13 protein-coding genes are annotated in these 19,051 nt (G+C 46.1%); 11 read left to right on the forward strand and 2 right to left on the reverse strand.

The genetic code is table 11. The annotated features are described in order from the left end of the window. The first annotated feature begins 226 nt into the window (after positions 1-226). The 4 genes from QUB44_RS25875 to QUB44_RS25890 all read left to right on the forward strand — a co-directional run bounded on the left by QUB44_RS25875 (position 227) and on the right by QUB44_RS25890 (position 8,144). Positions 227-1,069, forward strand: coding sequence for an RNA-guided endonuclease TnpB family protein (locus tag QUB44_RS25875; RefSeq protein WP_333371999.1), 843 nt, complete (start codon positions 227-229; stop codon positions 1,067-1,069). A 656-nt stretch (positions 1,070-1,725) separates the two neighbouring features. After that, positions 1,726-3,159, forward strand: coding sequence for an MFS transporter (locus tag QUB44_RS25880; protein ID WP_333372001.1), 1,434 nt, complete (start codon positions 1,726-1,728; stop codon positions 3,157-3,159). Positions 3,160-3,918: 759 nt separating this feature from the next. Then, positions 3,919-6,696 (forward strand): phospholipase effector Tle1 domain-containing protein, encoded by a 2,778-nt coding sequence (locus QUB44_RS25885; RefSeq protein WP_333372003.1) that lies wholly within the window; start codon positions 3,919-3,921, stop codon positions 6,694-6,696. A gap of 245 nt (positions 6,697-6,941) precedes the next feature. After that, complete coding sequence (locus tag QUB44_RS25890; RefSeq protein WP_333372005.1) at positions 6,942-8,144, forward strand: catalase; 1,203 nt, start codon at positions 6,942-6,944, stop codon at positions 8,142-8,144. A gap of 251 nt (positions 8,145-8,395) precedes the next feature. Here QUB44_RS25890 and rpsD read toward each other — a convergent pair whose 3' ends face one another. Continuing rightward, complete coding sequence (gene rpsD, locus QUB44_RS25895; protein ID WP_172190738.1) at positions 8,396-9,004, reverse strand: 30S ribosomal protein S4; 609 nt, start codon at positions 9,002-9,004, stop codon at positions 8,396-8,398. A gap of 196 nt (positions 9,005-9,200) precedes the next feature. Here rpsD and QUB44_RS25900 point away from each other — a divergent pair, with 196 nt between their 5' ends. Continuing rightward, positions 9,201-9,830, forward strand: coding sequence for a hypothetical protein (locus QUB44_RS25900; RefSeq protein WP_333372007.1), 630 nt, complete (start codon positions 9,201-9,203; stop codon positions 9,828-9,830). Between the two features lie 109 nt (positions 9,831-9,939). Beyond that, complete coding sequence (locus QUB44_RS25905; RefSeq protein WP_333372009.1) at positions 9,940-10,287, forward strand: rhodanese-like domain-containing protein; 348 nt, start codon at positions 9,940-9,942, stop codon at positions 10,285-10,287. A gap of 92 nt (positions 10,288-10,379) precedes the next feature. On the opposite strand, the gene QUB44_RS25910 is transcribed toward QUB44_RS25905, so the two are convergent. Then, positions 10,380-12,104: an AAA-like domain-containing protein gene (locus QUB44_RS25910; RefSeq protein ID WP_333372011.1), complete on the reverse strand. Its 1,725-nt coding sequence runs from the start codon at positions 12,102-12,104 to the stop codon at positions 10,380-10,382. Between the two features lie 143 nt (positions 12,105-12,247). On the opposite strand from QUB44_RS25910, the gene QUB44_RS25915 reads away from it, so the two are divergent. The 5 genes from QUB44_RS25915 to QUB44_RS25935 all read left to right on the forward strand — a co-directional run. Beyond that, on the forward strand, positions 12,248-13,438 hold the full coding sequence (locus QUB44_RS25915; RefSeq protein WP_333372013.1) for a transposase: 1,191 nt from the start codon (positions 12,248-12,250) through the stop codon (positions 13,436-13,438). 323 nt (positions 13,439-13,761) lie between these two features. Next, a complete protein-coding gene (gene metK / locus QUB44_RS25920) occupies positions 13,762-15,024 on the forward strand; it encodes a methionine adenosyltransferase (protein WP_333372015.1) in 1,263 nt (420 codons plus the stop codon). A gap of 208 nt (positions 15,025-15,232) precedes the next feature. Further along, on the forward strand, positions 15,233-16,408 hold the full coding sequence (locus tag QUB44_RS25925) for a family 10 glycosylhydrolase (RefSeq protein ID WP_333372017.1): 1,176 nt from the start codon (positions 15,233-15,235) through the stop codon (positions 16,406-16,408). 329 nt (positions 16,409-16,737) lie between these two features. After that, the gene (locus QUB44_RS25930) at positions 16,738-18,654 is read left to right on the forward strand and encodes a HEAT repeat domain-containing protein (protein WP_333372019.1); all 1,917 of its coding nucleotides are present in this window, start codon (positions 16,738-16,740) and stop codon (positions 18,652-18,654) included. Positions 18,655-18,821: 167 nt separating this feature from the next. Further along, positions 18,822-19,051: hypothetical protein (locus QUB44_RS25935; protein ID WP_333167437.1), on the forward strand; the 230-nt coding region annotated here is incomplete at its 3' end.

The following is a 19,051-nucleotide window of genomic DNA, read 5'->3' on the forward strand; positions in this document are numbered from 1 at the left end:
AATATCTTTGAGTAAGTGTTCTTTACTTCTTTCTATTCTGGGGTCTTTCAAATTGGCAAAATGCTCTAAAAAACTGGTATTTAAAATATTCATTGAAGGCAATGAATCTGTTTGTTTTTGTTGGGAATTTACAGCTTTACTAAAACCTCTTGCCATTGATAGCACGAATAAACTACACTAAAATTTAGTCGGATTTAACTGTAGCATATTTTGCGTTAAAGTTAAGATGCGTTTACCCTGTGCTTTTAGTAGATATCGCTCTGGAAAGGCAGGTCATCCAAAATTTGCTAGTCGCCGAGACGGTCAATCTTTTACAGTTGATTCCTCTAATGGCAAAGTTTTACTAAACGCTGGCAAAACCCTTAAGATTCCTACCTTGGGTACTTTTCGACTCTACGAAGCCCTAGAATGCGGTTATGTGTCTCAAACTTTTACGATTTCAAAAGAAGCAAGTCGTTGGTTTGTTTCCTTTTGCGTTGATGCAGAACGTTTGCCAGTTCAACAATCTGAAAGCTCTGTAGGAATCGATGTAGGCATTAATTCTTTTGCCACGCTGTCCACTCAGCAGGTCTTTGATGCGCCGAAGCCGTTAAAACAAGCGAAAACCAAGCTTGCTACCTTGCAACGCCAAGCCTCAAAACAGGTAAGAGGCTCCCAAAATCAGGGCAAAACCTACCATAAAATCCGTCGGCTCCATGCACGGATAGCTCGTATTCGTTTAGATTTCCTTCACAAGCTAACAACTTATTTAGCCCAAACTTTTAAGCTAATCAAGATTGAAAACTTGAACGTTCAGGGCATGATGGCGAATCACAAGCTGGCTGGAGCAATATCGGATCTAGGTTTTTACGAGTTCAAACGCCAACTCGATTATAAGTGCAAAATGTATGGGGCAAATTTAGTGCTGGTAGACCAATGGTTCCCCAGCACTAAAACTTGCTCGAATTGTGGCACAAAAAAAGATATGCCACTAAGCATTAGGACTTTTGAGTGTCCTGCTTGTGGCATATCTTTAGATCGGGACTGGAACGCAAGTCTAAATATTTTAAATTGGAAACCCTCGGCTTGAGGGGGATAGCCTACTTATCTTGGGATTAGCCGTCTACCCAACAGCGTAGGAAGTGAACTCGGATTGTGTCTAAAGATTAGTTTAGACAAGTTTAGATAAGTTTTGCAAAGCAGGTGCGTTAGCGAAGCCCTCGTAGAGGATCGCCAATAACCCACTCCGAAGCTTTACCGGCACCTGGGGGCGATTTTCCCACAAAACCCGGAATCTCGATCGCCAGCGCTGGGACTGAACAAACGGATTCCAGGAATTAGGTACAAATAGTTAGCAGCGATACTCAGCAAGTTGATCGTCTTTCATCCTATAGATTTAGCTAGCCGTAAAGGTGTGAGAGCCGAGTCTAGTATCTCGCGCCAAATTTGTTTTCGCCCTTGGGGAGACTTGTTTGAGGCGGAATTCGAGAAATTTTTGCTAGGCGAAATGCTGCGCTCGCTTCCTGGTTAAGCCCTAAAACCTACTTTTTTACAATTAGCAAATTTATATCTCCCAACCGGTTGATGTGCTAGCGATTGCAAGTCATTTATATTGATCTGAATTACCCGGACGTGCCAGTCCTACTTTCGAGCTAACCTCTTGAAGGTGGGGCTGGTTTTATCTAACCCTGTTACTTCAATTCTCCAATCTAAAATCTAAAACCTAAAATCTAAAATTGATTGACTATGGTCGAACCAGTTGCAGAGTTAAATGAACCTCTATCTCTTCAGACTGCTGAAATAGTAGACCCGAAAATATTTCAGCTCGTTCTCTCTCCAAAAATAGCTCTCAAATTTTCCAAAAAAGACGTTCGATCAGCCCTGAAAGCCTCAACTCTAGACGGCGTTTTTGCCACTATCTTCGAGTCGGCGACCACCGGCGTGCTGCTGAGCAACTTCTTGCTGCAACTCGGCGCAAGTAGCGTGGAAATAGGTATATTCTTTGCTATTCCGATGGTGGTAAATCTCCTGCAACCATTAGGAGCCTACATCGCAGACCGGACAACCAGCCGCCGCTGGTACAACCTATTTGTATTCAGCGTTTCGCGGCTGCTGTGGCTGGTGCTGGCGGTGGCAATTGTTTGGGGTTCCCAGCACGCAGACCTTCACCAACTGCTGCAATGGACACTGGTAACAGTCGTAGCAGCTAGCGTGCTGGCAGCTTTTGCCAATTCTAGCTGGTTCAGTTGGATGGCTGCTGTGGTTCCTCAGCGCTTGCGGGGACGCTATTTTGGCTTTCGCAACAGTGCTGTCAGCCTCATCACTTTGCTGGGAGTGCCGTTGATGGGATTGGGAGTGTCAACTTGGGACGGCGGCCCAATTTTGGGCTACGGTATTGTTTTATTGGTGGGTGTTTTGGCGGGAATGATTAGTTTGAGGTGTCAATCCTTGATGGTTGATGTGAATCCCCAGGTATACAAAAAAAATGCACAGAGCGATCGACTTACAGAGAAAAAAGCAAAGCAAATAACAGATTTTGTGCCTTCGGTGCTAAAAGATTCTAATTTTTTAATGTTTATTCTTTACTTCAGTATGTGGACATTTGCTGTTAATCTCAGCGCGCCTTTTTTTAATATCTACCTGCTGAAAGATTTAAGCTTGGATGTGAGTTTGGTAACGATTTACACCAGCTTAAGTTGTGGCGCAAATCTACTGCTGCTGATGTTTTGGGGTAAGTTGGCAGATCGCTGGGGAAATCGCCCCCTGCTAATTGCGGTGGGGCTGGTGGTGGCGATAACGCCTTTGCTGTGGTTGGGTACGGGGAATTACCCGTTTGCCCTCTGGGTGTGGCTGCCGCTGCTGCATTTGTTGGGGGGAACGACTTTAGGCGCGATCGGGCTGTGTACTAACAATATTCAAATGGAGATAGCGTCGATCGAGCAACCTTCGACTTATTTTGCGATCGCCGCAGCAGTTTCGGGAGTAGCTGGGGCTTTGGGAACTACCGCCGGCGGCTTTCTTGCCGAACTTCCCGGCATGAGTTTGGGAGCAGTGTTTGCCCTCTCGGCTACTGTGCGGCTGATTGCTCTTCTGCCTTTGGTTTTGGTGCGAGAACCTCGTAGCCAGTCGCTGCGGTCGATCGTCCCCACTTTGGGACGTTTCAATTTAAACCGGGGCTAGGAAATTTTCTCACAAATTTACCGATCAAGAAACCAGAAAAGCCCACAGATTGTTAAACAATTCAACCACATCGCAGGAAATCTGAGAGTTACTGAAACAAAATTTAACCTCAAACAGAGCATCGAACCTGCTACTTGTGCAACAGATACCTCACTATTATCTTACAGCCAACTGAGAAATCGATAAGATATAGCTATTATAAAAACTGACAAGGCAGAGCGTAAATGTGGTTTAAGGTTTGTTAGCTAGGGCGTAGGATCGCTACTCCTGTTAGCAGAATCGAGCCTTTTCCCAAAAGCAAACCTACAATTTCACGCTCTAAATTTTTTACGTTTTAGGAGAATCGAGCATTTTCCCAGAACCAAAGCTACTATTTCACAGTGTAAACAATTTAATTTAAGAAATATAAATAAAATTAAAATTTTAATACAACAAACTAGACTAGATGGTGTTTTGGGACTAATATCCTGAGAATCGAAATATAGCCTTTCTCAGAAAGATGAGGTACGACTGGGCATAGGGCATAGGGCATAGGCCTCCGTGGGCATAGGGCATAGGGCATAGGCCTCCGTGGCCATACCTCACTTTTTTGAGAACCGCTATAGCTAAAGATTGCCCAGCCAGATAACAATTAGGTCGAGCAAGAAATTAGGAGGGCTCGCCTGACGCGACAGAAAAACGGGAAGTGGCAATTCTCTTGTAACCGATGACAAATGACAGGTCGCTATTAAATTTCAAATTCAAAGAGAGAATATAAAAATGACGAAACCAGGGAAACGTCTGATCGTTTGCTGTGATGGAACTTGGAACAAACTAGATACTATTTGCCCAACTAATGTACTTAGGCTTGCCCAGGCCGTGAAACGGACAGCCAGTGATGGGGTTCCGCAGATCGTGTTTTATGACGAGGGAATTGGAGTCGACAGTAACAAGATTGTGGGCGGAGTCACTGGGCTGGGAATCGATAAAAATATACAAGATGCCTATCGTTTTCTTTCTCTCAACTACGATCATGGTGACGAAATCTATCTATTCGGGTTCAGTCGCGGTGCTTACACAGTCAGGAGTCTAGCGGGGATGATCTATTGCTCCGGTCTCGTATCCCGCCGTTATGTTACCAAGGCATTAGAAGCTTACGAGCTTTACCGTGACCGAGGCGTTAAACCAAATGATGACAAACCAAAGAGGTTCCGCAAAGATTACGGCAAAGATTACGGCGATCGCGTCCCGATTACCTTGCTTGGTTGTTTCGACACCGTTGGAGCCCTTGGTATTCCTCTTGTACCCGCCTTGAAGAAGTTTGAGAGACAGCTCAAAACAAGGTACAAATTCCACGACACCACTTTAAATAAGGATATTGAGAATGCGTTGCACGCCGTTGCGATCGACGAAATTCGCGAAATCTTTGATGTTACCCTGATGAAGAAAAATCCTGATGCCCCGAAGCAGAAGCTTCGTCAAGTTTGGTTTCCAGGCGAGCATGGCTGCATCGGCGGTGGTACGCCAGAATACCGCGGGTTATCAGATGCTGTCTTGAAGTGGATGTTGGATCAAATCAGTGACTTTGAATTGAAGCTTGAATTCCACCCAGATGCCATTAAGGATATCCAGCCTAATTATAAGATTCCATTTCAAAACAATCCTGGGTTCTTCAAATTGGCAGGAATCAAGTGGCGCGAGGTGGGGGAGACCATTGAGGATATTCATGAAAGCGCGATCGAGCGTTTTCAAAGCATAGACATCCCGTACCGCCCCAAGAATCTAGAACCGTTTTTATCTAATAAACACTTAAAACCCATTGAAGAGGATAAAGAACACTCGATCAAGGTCCCGGAATTGAGCCGTGACCATCAATCAAATCTACCAGAACCCAAACGACAAACAATTATGCCTTCAAAAAGAGACACATCAAGAGACGGGCAGAAAAACAAAATCGAGACTTTGCTTTTAACTAACTTCAAGCCGCTTTGGAGCTTCATTCAAAGCAACGAGGGGCTTAAGAAAAAAGTCAACAAAACTCTGATTAACAATGCCGTCTTAAAAATTCCAACTCGCCCCTATGCGTTTAGTACCATGTCTCCCTACACCTCTTGGGAGTCATTAAATGATCGCTCTTATTCGGGACTTCATCTACCGCCTACTGATTGGAAGCCATTAACGAATAAAAACTACGTAGGGGTTAATTTAAGCCCCACAGAGAATTTTGAAAAGAATCTCCCGCCTATTAAGGATTTGGAGGTCTTGTACCGCAAAAAAGAAGGGAAGACGAAATATTCGGCCAAATCCTCTCTTATGTTCCCCTATTTCGTGCAATGGTTTACCGACAGTTTCCTGCGAACCGATCGACTGGATCAGCGCCGAAATAGTTCCAACCACCACATCGATCTGTGTAACGTCTATGGGTTGAACGCAAATATTACTCGCCTGCTGAGGTCTCATCAAGGAGGAAAGCTAAAAAGCCAAATTATTAATGGCGAAGAATATCCTCCTTTTTACTATGATGAGAACGGACAACCCAAAGAAGAATTCAACGGAATTCCCCATCTAATAGTCGGTGAATACAACGAAAAAAAATCAGATCAAATACCCCCTGAAAAGAGACAAAAATTATTTGTAATGGGGATAGAGCTAGAGCGTGTCAATGTCCAAGTTGGCTATGTAATGCTCAACGTTCTTAGCTTAAGAGAACATAATCGCGTGTGCGACCTCTTAGCAAAAAATTATCCAACTTGGGATGATGAACGCCTTTTCCAAACCGCCAGAAATATCGTGATGGCGGAGTTTCTGAAAATTGTGCTTGAGGATTATATCAACCACCTTACTCCCTATCACTTCCAATTTTTCACCGATCCCCCAGCGTTTATTGATGAAAAATGGTATCGCAACAATTGGATGATGGTAGAATTTACTTTAGTTTATCGTTGGCATAGTATGCTGCCCGATAAGCTAATTTATAACGGCAAGGAAATGCCTATGCCGGAGTCGATGTGGAACAATGATATGATCATTAACAAGGGTTTGGGAGCTATGTTTGAAGAAACTTGTTCCCAACCAGCAGCGCAATTGGGTTTATTCAATACGCCTGATTTCCTAATTCCAACGGAGACAGCCAGTATTCGTGCAGGTCGTGCAGCCAAATTAAGAACCTACAACGATTACCGCGCATTGTGTAAGTATCCACGGGTTACCGATTTCAATCAAATTAGTGGCGATGAAGATGTCCAAAAAGAATTGAAACGATTGTACGGTCACGTAGACAACATTGAGTTGTATGTTGGACTCTACGCAGAAGATTTGCGGCCAAATTCAGCCTTACCTCCTTTAGTCGGACGACTGATAGGAATTGATGCCTTTTCTGAAGCTTTCACCAATCCTCTATTAGCAGAAAATGTCTTCAATCCCGAAACTTTTTCACCTGTAGGTTGGGAAGAGATTATGAATACCAAGACCCTCTCGCAGGTGCTGAACCGTAATGTTCCTCGTGGTAAAGAGTACAAAGTTTCTTTTTATAATGAGGGTTGGAAACCATCTAAATGAGCTGACAGAACACGAGGAAAGTGGGGTTACAAATTGTAAAGTGTACGCTTTTCTTTCCAATGTATAACTCCTATTCAATAAGAGCCGACAGTCGCAGTGGTGAGTTGTTCGCGGTTTAGAGGATGACGCAATTAACCGCGAACAACTTACACCTGATTTCCCTAGAAATTACGTGAAAAATCAGGTAAAATAGAAGGGAAAAATGCCAAGCATTATCGCCACAATCAGCTTTTCAAAGGTTATTTATGAGCAAGAAGTTATTTACCGAATATCCCGAACAGGACGAACGCAAATACTACGATCTTTTGGTTGAGCAGGCCAAGCTTCGGATGGATAATCTTTACGGCAATAAGGAGCGGGCCCTGCGAGATACTCACGCCAAAACTCATGCGTGCGTTAAAGGAACTCTGGAAATTTTTGACTTTAATGAGGAAGCGATTAAACAGGAATTGGGCAAACGCGCTTCGTTAAGTTCTTCGCGACTCAATGCTATTTCCCTTAAGCAAGGTTTGCTAGCAAAACCCAAACAATATCCTGTTTGGTTGCGATTTGCTAACGGGGCTACCAAAGTATACCCTGATTACCAAAAAGATTCGCGCTCAATATCACTGAAAGTGATGGGGGTGGAAGGGGAACGACTCACGCAAAGCCACGAGTCAAAAACCCAGGACATCATTGTTCACAATTCAGAGATATTTGTGAGCCAAACCATCAAAGACTACTACGGCTTTTTTTCTGCTCTGGTTGAATCACCAGAGACATTGAAAAAGTGGCTAATGCGACATCCCAGACACTTTCTAGCTGTGTCAACGCTTACGGGTAGCCGGACTCCGAAGAGTTTGCTAACAGCCAAATATTGGAGCGGTTCACCCTCTGCTTTGGGTCTCTATCCCGATTTCGATCCCTCCCAGCCTGGTCTAGTTCCTGTCGAATATCCTGCTGTAATTAAGTATGGGTTTACTCCGGTTTCATGCAAACCACCGCACGAGATAATTGCAGAACAATCTCGACCGGGAATTCCTAAAATTCCCTTTGTCGATCGCGCTAAAGCCTTGGGTTTAGATCCCAATAAACCAGACAATTATTACCGGGATGATCTAATTCAAGCCTTGGCGAAACCTGATGCCCAATACTGTTGGGATTTTGGCATTCAGTTCCAAACTAGCTTAAAAATGCCGATCGACGATGGCATCAATGTCTGGAAGGAAAAGGAATCACCCTTCTTGAGAGTAGGTCGTCTCACCGTCAAGCATCAGATTATTGATTATGAAAAACAATCTGATTTCAACGAAAACCTGAGATATTCTCCCTGGAACGGCTTAGCAGTTCATCGTCCAGTAGGTGCTATCAATCGGATACGCGGTGTTGTTTACCCCGTTGTAGCGAATTATCGCCTTCAAAAGCGAGGTCTTGTCCACCAAGAACCAACCGGAGAAGAAACATTTTAAGGGAATAATTTGAGGCTAGGACATCATTTAATGCCATCAGCCAGGTGCCGTCTGAGCAAATGGCAACTCAAAGAAGTTAACAAGCGAAACCTTCAAAAAATCCCATCCCTTTTTAGGGGGTGGGAGTGTTGAAAATTATTAATTTTTAGTGCTCAGTTCTTAGTTTTCATTATTCAGTAGCAATTAATCAATAACTGGGTTCGTACCCAATTATTAATTATTCTGCTAGCAACCAACTGATGACTAATAACTTAAGCTTGCCGTGAGTAGTATTCCACGACTAGCAGTTCGTTAATCTGTAGAGCAATCCACTCGCGTTCGATAACGCCGTTAACTTTGCCAACCAGTTTTTGCTTATCAAATTCCAAGTGATTCGGCAAGTGAGCCAAGCCTGGGTCTTTGAGATTAGCTTCTACCATTGTGCGCGAGCGCTCTCTATTTTTCACAGCAACCACATCACCAGGCTTGCACTGATAGCTGGCGATATTGACTTCACGGTCGTTGACAGTTATGTGACCGTGATTTACCAATTGTCTAGCGGACGGAATGGTTGGAGCCATTCCCATCCGAAACACAGTATTGTCCAAGCGCATTTCCAAAAATTGCAGTAACACTTGACCTGTGGAGCCCGTGACACGGCGGGCTTTGCGGACGTAACGGAGCAGTTGGCGTTCCGTCACACCGTAATTGAAACGGAGTTTTTGCTTTTCTTGCAAGCGAACCGCATACTCAGAGAGCTTTTTGCGGTTTTGACCGTGCTGTCCAGGCGGATAATCTCGTCTGGGGGTTTTGCGGGTTAGACCCGGTAACTCTTTCAGGCGACGGACGATTCTCAATCGGGGGCCTCGATATCGAGACATTTATTTTCCTCTCTAATATCTGTATGCAATTTTATGCAGACTCTATATTATATGTTGGTAACGGCCAAAATTCCAACAAAGATCGATAAAAAAACGATCGACCGCAGCGCGAGCCATAATGTGAGGTAAATTCTGAAGGAAAAGCCGATCGCTCGATCGCCCCAATCAGCCAAAAAAACTCACTACTCGATCTGCCATGCACAACCGCAATTTTTCCCGCACTTCTGCCCCAAAGCCAGCACCGACAGGCTCAAACCCTACCGCGCGCTGGATATTAGCTCTCGGCACGCAGCTAGCAGCACTCGGTTTGTTGGCAACAGCACTGCCAATCTCGCCAGCCTCAGCCATCACTATTAGAATCCCTCGCAATAGGAATCCCTATCGCGTCTGCGCCCTGGAACTAATCGAAGCCGGAGTGGGGGCAGAGGCAGCCGCCTCCGCTTGTGCTGACGCCCTCCGCCCCCGCGACATATCTAAATGTGCCCTCCAAATCAACCGCAAAACCAATATTTCGGGTGTCGAAGCGCTCTCTAGCTGTCGGCGGGTGAGGCGTCCCCAAGAATTGGCTACTTGCGTAGTCAATATTAACGGCAAAAGTCGAACTCAACCTGCGGCTCCCCTGGTAGTGCTCGATGGATGCCGCCGCAGTTTATTGCCACAACAGTTTGCTGAATGCGTAGTCGGTTTGAGCGGCAGGCTCGACTTTCCCACTGACCGGTTAATCGCCACTTGTCTTGACCCGAGGGACAACGTGAGCCAGTTGGACGAGCGTCCTGCACCTACCCCTCCTGTGGAGCTAATTCCACCGCCTTCGCCCCTCAATTAATCACTGTTAACAGTTAACTGTTGACTGTTGACTGTTGATTGTTAACAGTTAACTGTTAACTGACTAATGACTGATGACTAATGACTAATGACTACTTTTTCCTAATCCAATGTCAGAAATTTTTGCTCAAATTACAGTCGAAGAATTAGGCCGCCAATTAGCAGAAACCACTGCTGAGAAATTGCAGCTTGTAGACGTGCGGGAACCTCACGAAATTGAACTCGCGGCGCTGCCGGGATTTGTAGCTTTTCCGCTGAGCGAGTTTGCCGAATGGTCTGGTGAAATTGACGCTAGACTCGATCGCGACACAGAAACCCTAGTTCTGTGCCATCACGGAGTGCGATCGGCTCAAATGTGCCACTGGTTATCGGCTCAAGGATTTACTAACGTTAAAAATATCGTTGGCGGTATTGATGCTTACTCAATGGTGGTCGATCGAACCGTCCCCCGCTATTAACATCAAATCCAATTATTAACTATCGCTTTCTTCAGAGTCCGCCCGCGCGGACTTTGTATGTGTAGAAACGAATTATATTCTCCCAGAATTAGCTAATTAACAGCAACAAATCGAAAATTTAAAAGCTTACTCATAGTGAGCCGATCGCGCCCCTGCCTTTTCGAGTCATAAAGAGCCTCATCAGCCGCCAGTAGCAGCGTTATGGCATCATTTTCCTCACTTGGAACAACGCTGGCAATTCCCAAACTAATCGTTACTACAGAATTAGGTAGACCGTCAACACAATCGGGGTTAAAAACAATATTCAAAGCTTTCACTTTCGCTCTAATTTGTTCGGCAACAACCAGAGCCGCCGATCCATCAGTTTCCGGTAAAATCACAGCAAATTCCTCGCCTCCGTAGCGAGCAGCTACATCAGCAGGACGCTGGAGCGATCGGCGAATTGTCTGAGCGACCGATCGCAAACACTCATCTCCTGCTTGATGTCCGTAGGTATCATTATATATTTTGAAATAATCGAGATCGCACAAAATTAAAGATATCGGATACCCATTGCGAGCCATATGTTTCCATTCCGTTCGCAAGCAACTATCAAAATATCGTCTGTTACCAATTTGAGTAAGTTCGTCCACATTCACCAAAGCTTGCAGCCTTTGATTTTCTCGCAGCAACTCCTCAAAACCAACCATCGACAACTTGTCCTCGCACAAATTTTGTCCTTGAAAATACAAGCGATATAATTCGCAAGACAAACTACAGTTATTTCCCTCTAATTTGACCAGTCCCATGCTGTCTAACTGATAAGCCATCAAAGGTTCGAGGTGAATGCTATTTTTAGCATCGACAACTTGTTGGAATGCGGAGGCGAGTTCTGGGTGCTGTTGAATGGCGATCGACTGATTTTGCAAGTAGTCGCTATAAATTCCGCTGTGAGTAGGAGCTGCTGTTAACAGTTCTGCCAACTCGGTTCGCCCCAGTTCCTCCCCAGGCTCATCCCGATCGCCCGACTGGCGATTGTGTTGCAAAATTGCTAGGTGATAGAGCGCTAAATGCACTAAATAAGGATGCCCGCCTACCATGTTCATTAATTGCTCGATCGGAGCGATCTCGCTCCAGTTCAGTCCGTGTCTGCACGCCAAATCTTGAACTTGTTCAACAGTAAATTCTGAGAGTTTAATCGGCATTCCTACATTAAATGGAGATTGATTAACATTCAAAGCAATATAAATTGCTGTCGAATGAATAACCACGGTGCGGAGTTTTTGCCAAGTTGGGCTAGCGCGAGCTTGTTCGTACCAAAAACGGATCACCGACAGAAAATCTTGAGCAATATTGGTGCGTTCAAATACTCGATTTATTTCGTTGATCACCAAGACAATAGGACTGTCAATTTGTTCGAGCAAATAGTTTTCAAAGTAAATAGTGCAGCTTACCTTGCTGCCCATATCTTCATCCCAGAATTCATCAATATTTGGTTCGAGTTTGAGTTGCCGAGCGACATTGACACAAAGCCAGCGTAAAAATTTATCTAAACTAGCAAAAACCGCTGCGTCGGCTTGCTGAAAGTCTACAATTACTGTGCGGTATCCACGATCGACTGCCGCGTCAATTATCCGCAGCATCAGCGAACTTTTGCCCATTTTTTTGGGAGCTTTAATGCGAACGAGGCCTCCGGGTTTGCTAATTTCTGCACAGGCCAAGGCTTCGGCCCCTGAGCGCTCAATATAAAATGGAGAGTCAAGCGGTATGGGGCCGCCGGGAAATTCTAGATCGGCAACTGTTTGGATCAAGTTTGGTAATTTTTGGAGTCCTGCCATAGTCGTTCCGCAAGGCGATACCCTGACCAAAAAAATGGGATACAAGCCTCCCCCTTTTAGGGGGAATTTCGGTTCGGAATCTCTCCGAGAGGTTTGTGAATAAACAGCACCGCAATTATTCAGGTTGGCTCTACAATGATTGTATGTTAAATCTAACCTACGAGTACAAGCTCATTCCTACCGACGCGCAACGCCAGACTTTCGACCTGTGGCTCAATATTTGCCGCAAGGTCTACAACTTTGCATTGCGAGAACGAAAAGATTGGGTTAATTCTCGTAAGTGTGATATCAACTCGTGCAGCATTAAGCAGGAATACATGATCCCTGCTGATGCACCGCGTCCAACCTTTGCGGGCCAATGCAAATCATTGGCCCAAGCAAAGAAGTTAATTGCTGAGTTGAAACTACCTCACACCCATGTCTTGCAGCAGGCGTTGCGCCAATTAGAGGCAGCGTTTGTGGCGATGTGGGAACGAGGACACGGTTTTCCTAGATTCAAAAAACGGATGCGCTCATTTGTGTTCCCTCAATTGAATCTAGAATCAGTTAAACGGTTTGATGGTGCCGATTGGGTCAACCTACCCAAGATTGGAAGCGTCAAAATGCACCTGTCACGTCCAATCCCTCAAGGGTTTGAGGTCAGGCAAATTCGCGTTGTTAAGAGGGCTTCTGGCTACTATGCCATGCTCACTTTGCAATGTGATATCAAAGTACCTCAAGCCTCACCTTCAGGACATGGATTAGGGATTGATTTAGGGTTAAAACATTTTTTGGCAACTTCTGATGGTGAATTGATTGATAGACCTCGATTTTTTGTGGATGGACAACGCAAGCTGAAATTGCTGCAACGTCAACTCAAGCGCAAGAAAAAAGGCTCTAGAAAGTTTCGTCAAATTCAACACCAAATAGCCTTGCACCACGAATACATCTCGAACAGTCGCAAAGACTTTCATTTCAAGACTGCACATCATTTATGCAACGCAGCCCAAACATTATTTGCTGAGGATTTGAACCTCAAAGCAATGTCAGCCGGAATGATGAGCAAACACACTCTTGATGCAGGGTTTGGTCAGTTCTTGAATATCTTGGGTCATGTTTGCTTTAAGCGAGGTGCATACTTTGCCAAGGTAGACCCGAACCGAACAAGTCAAACTTGTCCCAGATGTCAAACTCATACAGGCAAAAAAGAACTATCCGAACGGGTGCATAGATGTCAAACGTGCGGCTATGAAACGAATCGAGATGTTGCAGCCGCGCAAGTAGTATTGCAGCGTGGATATACAGCGGTTGGGCAAATCGCAGTGAATTTTGGGGAGGGCAAGCTACATGAGTAGTCCCAATGAACCAAGAATCCTCGTGCCTTCGGGTCGAGGGGTTGTCAATGTATCTTACCTTTGTCAGGTTAGGGGGTAGACGAGCGGTGTCCAAGATCGATCGACAATCCTAAAAAATCTCAGTTTTTAGGGACTTCCCGGAACTCACTTTGCTATAGTAGTGTCACTTTACCCAATATCAAATGCTGCTTCAACACGGCTCTGCAGACCAACAAAAATTCGACGGTAGCCCAGACGCGATCATTCTTGGCCTTTACCTGAAAAATAACTCGTTGGTCGTCGAGGTCGCGCAGGAAGAGCCCCTATCTAAGGAGAAATAATCATTGTCACGCCGCTACCTGTTTACCTCTGAATCGGTCACTGAAGGCCATCCCGATAAAATCTGCGATCAAATTTCAGATACGATTTTAGATGCCTTACTGACTGAAGACCCCAAAAGCCGCGTCGCAGCAGAAGTTGTCGTCAACACCGGCTTAATGCTGCTGACGGGCGAAATTACCACAAAAGCTCAGGTAAATTACATAGAATTAGCCCGGAAAAAAATAGCCGATATTGGCTACATCCACGCTGACAACGGCTTTTCGGCCAATAGTTGCTCAGTGTTGGTGGCTCTTGATTCTCAGTCTCCCGATATTGCTCAAGGGGTGAATACAGCCCACGAAAGCCGGGAACAATCGAGTGAAGAGGAATTAGACGCCATCGGAGCAGGCGACCAAGGTTTGATGTTCGGCTTTGCTTGCAATGAAACACCGGAAATGATGCCTCTGCCGATCAGTTTAGCGCACCGGATTTGCCGTCAACTGGCTGCAGTCCGCAAAACAGGTCAGTTATCTTACCTGCGTCCCGATGGCAAAAGCCAAGTTACAGTAATCTATGAGGACGGCAAACCTGTTGGCATAGATACGATTTTAATTTCTACGCAGCACACCGAGACGATCGGCGACATTACGGAAACAGCCGCAGTTCAAGCCAAGATCAAAGAAGACCTTTGGGCTGCTATCGTCCAACCTGTGTTTGCCGATATTAGCGTGAAGCCGGATGCAGAAACTCGCTTCCTTGTCAACCCCACAGGCAAATTTGTGGTCGGCGGGCCTCAAGGAGATTCGGGTTTGACGGGCCGCAAAATTATTGTGGATACCTACGGTGGCTATTCCCGTCACGGCGGCGGTGCTTTTTCTGGGAAAGACCCCACGAAGGTAGACCGCAGCGCGGCTTATGCTTGTCGCTACGTTGCTAAAAATATCGTGGCGGCTGGTTTGGCCCAAAAGTGCGAAGTGCAGTTGAGTTATGCGATCGGCGTTGCGCGACCTGTTAGCATGATGATCGAAACTTTTGGCACTGGAAAAGTTGATGACGATCGCCTTTTAGAAGTTGTGAAGCAGCATTTTGAACTGCGTCCTGCGGGCATCATTCAGGCATTTAACTTGCAGAATTTGCCTGCTGAAAGAGGCGGCCGTTTCTATCAAGATGTGGCGGCTTACGGTCACTTCGGACGCACTGATTTAGATTTGCCTTGGGAGGAAACTGATAAGGCGGAACTTTTGAAAGAAGCTTTGAGCCAGAAGTTGTCTGGAGTAGCTGGATAGTACAATTTTGGGGCGTGTACTGCGCCCCTTATCCATAAATAATATCGGGTGCTACCAATGAATGTAGGGTGCGTACTACGCACCTTATCCATAAATAATATTGGGTGTTCTTCTGCCCATCTTATTCATAAATAATACCGGGTGCTACCAATCAATAACGTAGCGGGCGCAGTACCCACCTTACAACAAAAAAAGATTAAATAAATAAATGCGACTTTTCACACCTTTCCAATCAGCAATTCGCAGTTTTGCCTCTTCCCTCCAACAGCGGTTGGCGACGACTGGATTTTCTGCACCAAATCCAGCAACGCTGCCAAGTTCGTTTGCGACTAACAATCCTGGTGCAATTCGCGGTGTTTGGATACCCACCACTGACTCCAAAGTTCTCACATCAAAAGAGCGAATTGCTGAGGCAATGGACTTTCTCGCCGATACGGGATTTAATACCGTTTTTCCTATAATTTGGAACCAGGGTTATACGGCTTATCCTTCTCAAATTATGCGAGAAAAATTTGGGGTGGAAATTGACTCGCGCTATCAAGGTCGCGACCCCTTAGCAGAAATATGTGTTGAGGGCAAAAGAGCTGGTTTAAAAGTTATTCCTTGTTTTGAATACGGATTTGTGAGTTCTTACAATCGCAAGGGCGGTCATTTGCTGGCGAAAAAACCTGAGTGGATCGCCCGTGATGCCAGCGGCAATTTACTTAAGAAAAATAACTTTGACTGGATGAATTCTCTTGACCCGGAAGTGCAAGACTTTGTGCTGGGGTTGATGCTGGAAGTTGCTAAGAATTATCCGGTAGACGGCGTTCAAGGAGACGATCGCATTGCGTTTCCGGTAGAAGGCGGTTACGATGAAAAAACGGTTAAACGCTATCGAGAAGAGTGCGGTAGAGCAGCACCATCGGATTGTAAAGAACAACATTGGCTACAGTGGCGTGCTGATATTATTACTGAGTTTGTGGCTCGTTTATACCGAGAAGTGAAAGCGATTAATCCTGATTTGTTGCTATCGATGTCGCCGAGTCCTTATGACTGGGGACTGGTGGAATATTTGCAAGATTCTAAGGCTTGGGTTGACAAAAACTTGGTGGATCTGCTTCACCCGCAGTTTTATCGCCGCGATTTTAATGCTTACAAACAATTGGTCGATAAAATGATTTCGGGACAGCTTAGCGGGCAGCAAGTAAAGTGCGTGTCGCCCGGTATTTTGTTGGCGAATCGAGGCAGCAAATATAGCATAACTCCCGAATTGTTGTTGCAAGTAATTGCTTACAATCGCTCTTGCGGGATTCAAGGAGAAGTAATGTTTTTTTACGAAGGTTTACGAGATAACGATAACGCTTTGGCTAAGGTTTTGAAAAAAGGGCCCTATGCTCGTTGAGAGATTGTCCCGCCATCAAGCTGTTTCCGGTTGGCTGCGTCAACCGTGCCGATCGCTATTTCAAACCAACCTGCTATAAAATGATATAGCAGAGCTAGGCTATCTCAAAACCCAGCAATGCCAAGCAGCAAGCGCTACTAATTGTCAAGCAGATCGCCCAAACAAACCCCATAATTAATAATTGGGGAGTTGCAAAAATAGTGGAATAAGACATATTTTAGAAGTGGTGCAAGCTTTTTTTTAGAAGTAGCGTTTTGTAGACGCCATATTTTTTAAAGACGGTTTAAAAGAGCAATCTCAACCGCTCGCCAAAATATTAGGATAAATCAGTGACCTCAGCAGCAAGCCTCATCCAACAGCTACCCGAGCTCAGCGATGCTCAATTCTATCAAAAATATTTGAAACAAAAACAAGGGATGCGGACACTGGCGACTATATTGCCGCAAGTAGAACAGCAAAGTCTGGCTTTGCGGGCAGTAAAATTAGCTCTAAAAGTAAATTTAAAACTTGGCTCGAAGCTTGCAGGAACGGTAAAGCCAGAATTTCAAATAGCCACAATAAAATTAATCGACAAAATTCCCACTTCGCCGCTGCTCAAAATTCAACTGCTGGCCCTAACAAGTTCGGATAGGGCAATTCCGATGCTGGTGGCCGCATTGAACCACCAAGAAAGTGCAGTGCGCCTTGAGGGGATTCGAGCGATCGCGAAAATCGGCTCCGAAGCAGCAGTAATTGAATTAGCCCGATCGCTCGAATCCCAAGATTCCCAAATCCAAGCTTGGGCCGCTTGGGCTTTAGGAGAAATTGACTCGAAACCAGCCGCCATAGCACTGCTCAAAGCAATCAAGCACCCAGAGTCTAGGGTGCGCGCCTGGGCTGTTTGGGCCTTCGGCAAAATTAACCCGAAAATAGCCGTCCCCGCGCTGCTGAAAGCCCTCAAACACCAAGACTCGGAGGTGCGCTGGCGGGCAGCCGTCAACTGCGGGAAAATCGGCGTCTCTGAGGTAGTTCCCGGGCTGCTGAATGCCCTCAGAGACGAAAATCACATCGTCCGCGCTAGGGCGGCGGCGGCTTTGGGGAAAATCGGCGATTCTGAGGCAGTACCCGGCTTAGTAGAATTGCTTCACGATGATCCCGACTCCTATGCAGTTTCTTTGAGGGCCGCCGAGGCTTTGGGACAAATTGGCACGGAAACGGCTGTGGCGGGGCTGGTACAAGCCCTCAAACATAACGACTCAGACGTGCGGGGCAGTGCAGTTTCTGCTTTGGGAGAAATCAGCAGCGAGGCGGCTATGGTGGCCGTAATCCGATCCCTCTCGGATCGAGATATTTTCGTGCGCGGCAGGGCGGCGGTTGCCCTTGGGAACATGGATACAGAGGGAGATGCTAAATTGCCAAAAATGGTGGTCGCGGGACTGGCGAGCGCAATTGGCGATAGCGAATCTTATGTGCGGTGGAGAGTTGCTGCTGCTTTGGGGGAAATTGGGACAGAGGAAGCTGTGGCAGGTTTGGTGCGGCTGGTGGGGGACGAAAATTCTGGAGTGCGCCAAAAGGCTGTTAAATCCCTCGGTCAAATTGGCTCAACGGCTGCTATTTTGGCTCTGGAAACAGCTTTAAATCGCGAATTTGCTGACGTTCGGGCGCTGGCTGTCCAATACTTGGCGGATGTCAACACTGAGGCAGAAACAGTTGATTTTGATCCCTCTGTTTCCCCAGATTTGTCGGGTGAAAAATTGCCGGAAATCCTGATTGCTTCGCAAGTAGAAGCCAGCCAATACATTGTTGAGCGCCCTGCGCGACGCGAGATTAAATACCTGATATCGATCGGCAGTCCGGGTGTGCCCGAACCCAAAACTTTTCGTCAACTCCCGAACCGGATGTGCCTGGAGTTTAACGACCTCGACACCCCCGTTGACGACCCCGATCAAATCTTGCCAACCCTTGAGGATATACTGAAAATTATTGACTTCGCCCTGAAAATGTCGTCGCAGGGAGGCAGTTTTCTCATCTGCTGCCAAAGTGGGATCAGCCGTTCAACGGCCACAGCTTTGACTGTGTGTGCTGCGCTGTTGGGTCGTGGCAAAGAACGGGAAGCTTGGGCGTTGGTTCTCGCCGCCAGACCCCAAGCCAAGCCGAATCGCTGGATGGTACACTTGACCGATGAAGCTTTGGGTAGAGACGGTAAGCTAGCACTGGCGATCGAATTGACCACCGCAAATCCAGAACTCGCAATCGCCAACAGTTGAGTCGCAGAAACCGGGTTTCTTTTCGTAAGCCCTACAGTTATACTCAACTAACGACACTTCACCTCAGACTTGTCTTTGCGGGGCAATGATGCCAAAAGTCGATCGCCAGGGTGCAAAAGTTCGATCGGCTGCTGCATTTGTGACATTCTGTGCTAACAAGTTGTCGGATGCTCAACAAAAACCGTCAAGCAATCGTCGCATTGCTGGCAGCCAAAGCCCAAAGCGAAGGAATCGGGTGCATTGTCAACAGACAATATCAGCTTTGGGCTACTCAATCGGCTGCTGCATTTGTGACATTCTGTGCTAACAAGTTGTCGGACGCTCAACAAAAACCGTCAAGCAATCGTCGCATTGCTGGCAGCCAAAGCCCAAAGCGAAGGAATCGGGTGCATTGTCA

It is taken from the genome of Microcoleus sp. AT3-D2 (genome assembly GCF_036705715.1).
GTDB lineage: Bacteria > Cyanobacteriota > Cyanobacteriia > Cyanobacteriales > Microcoleaceae > Microcoleus.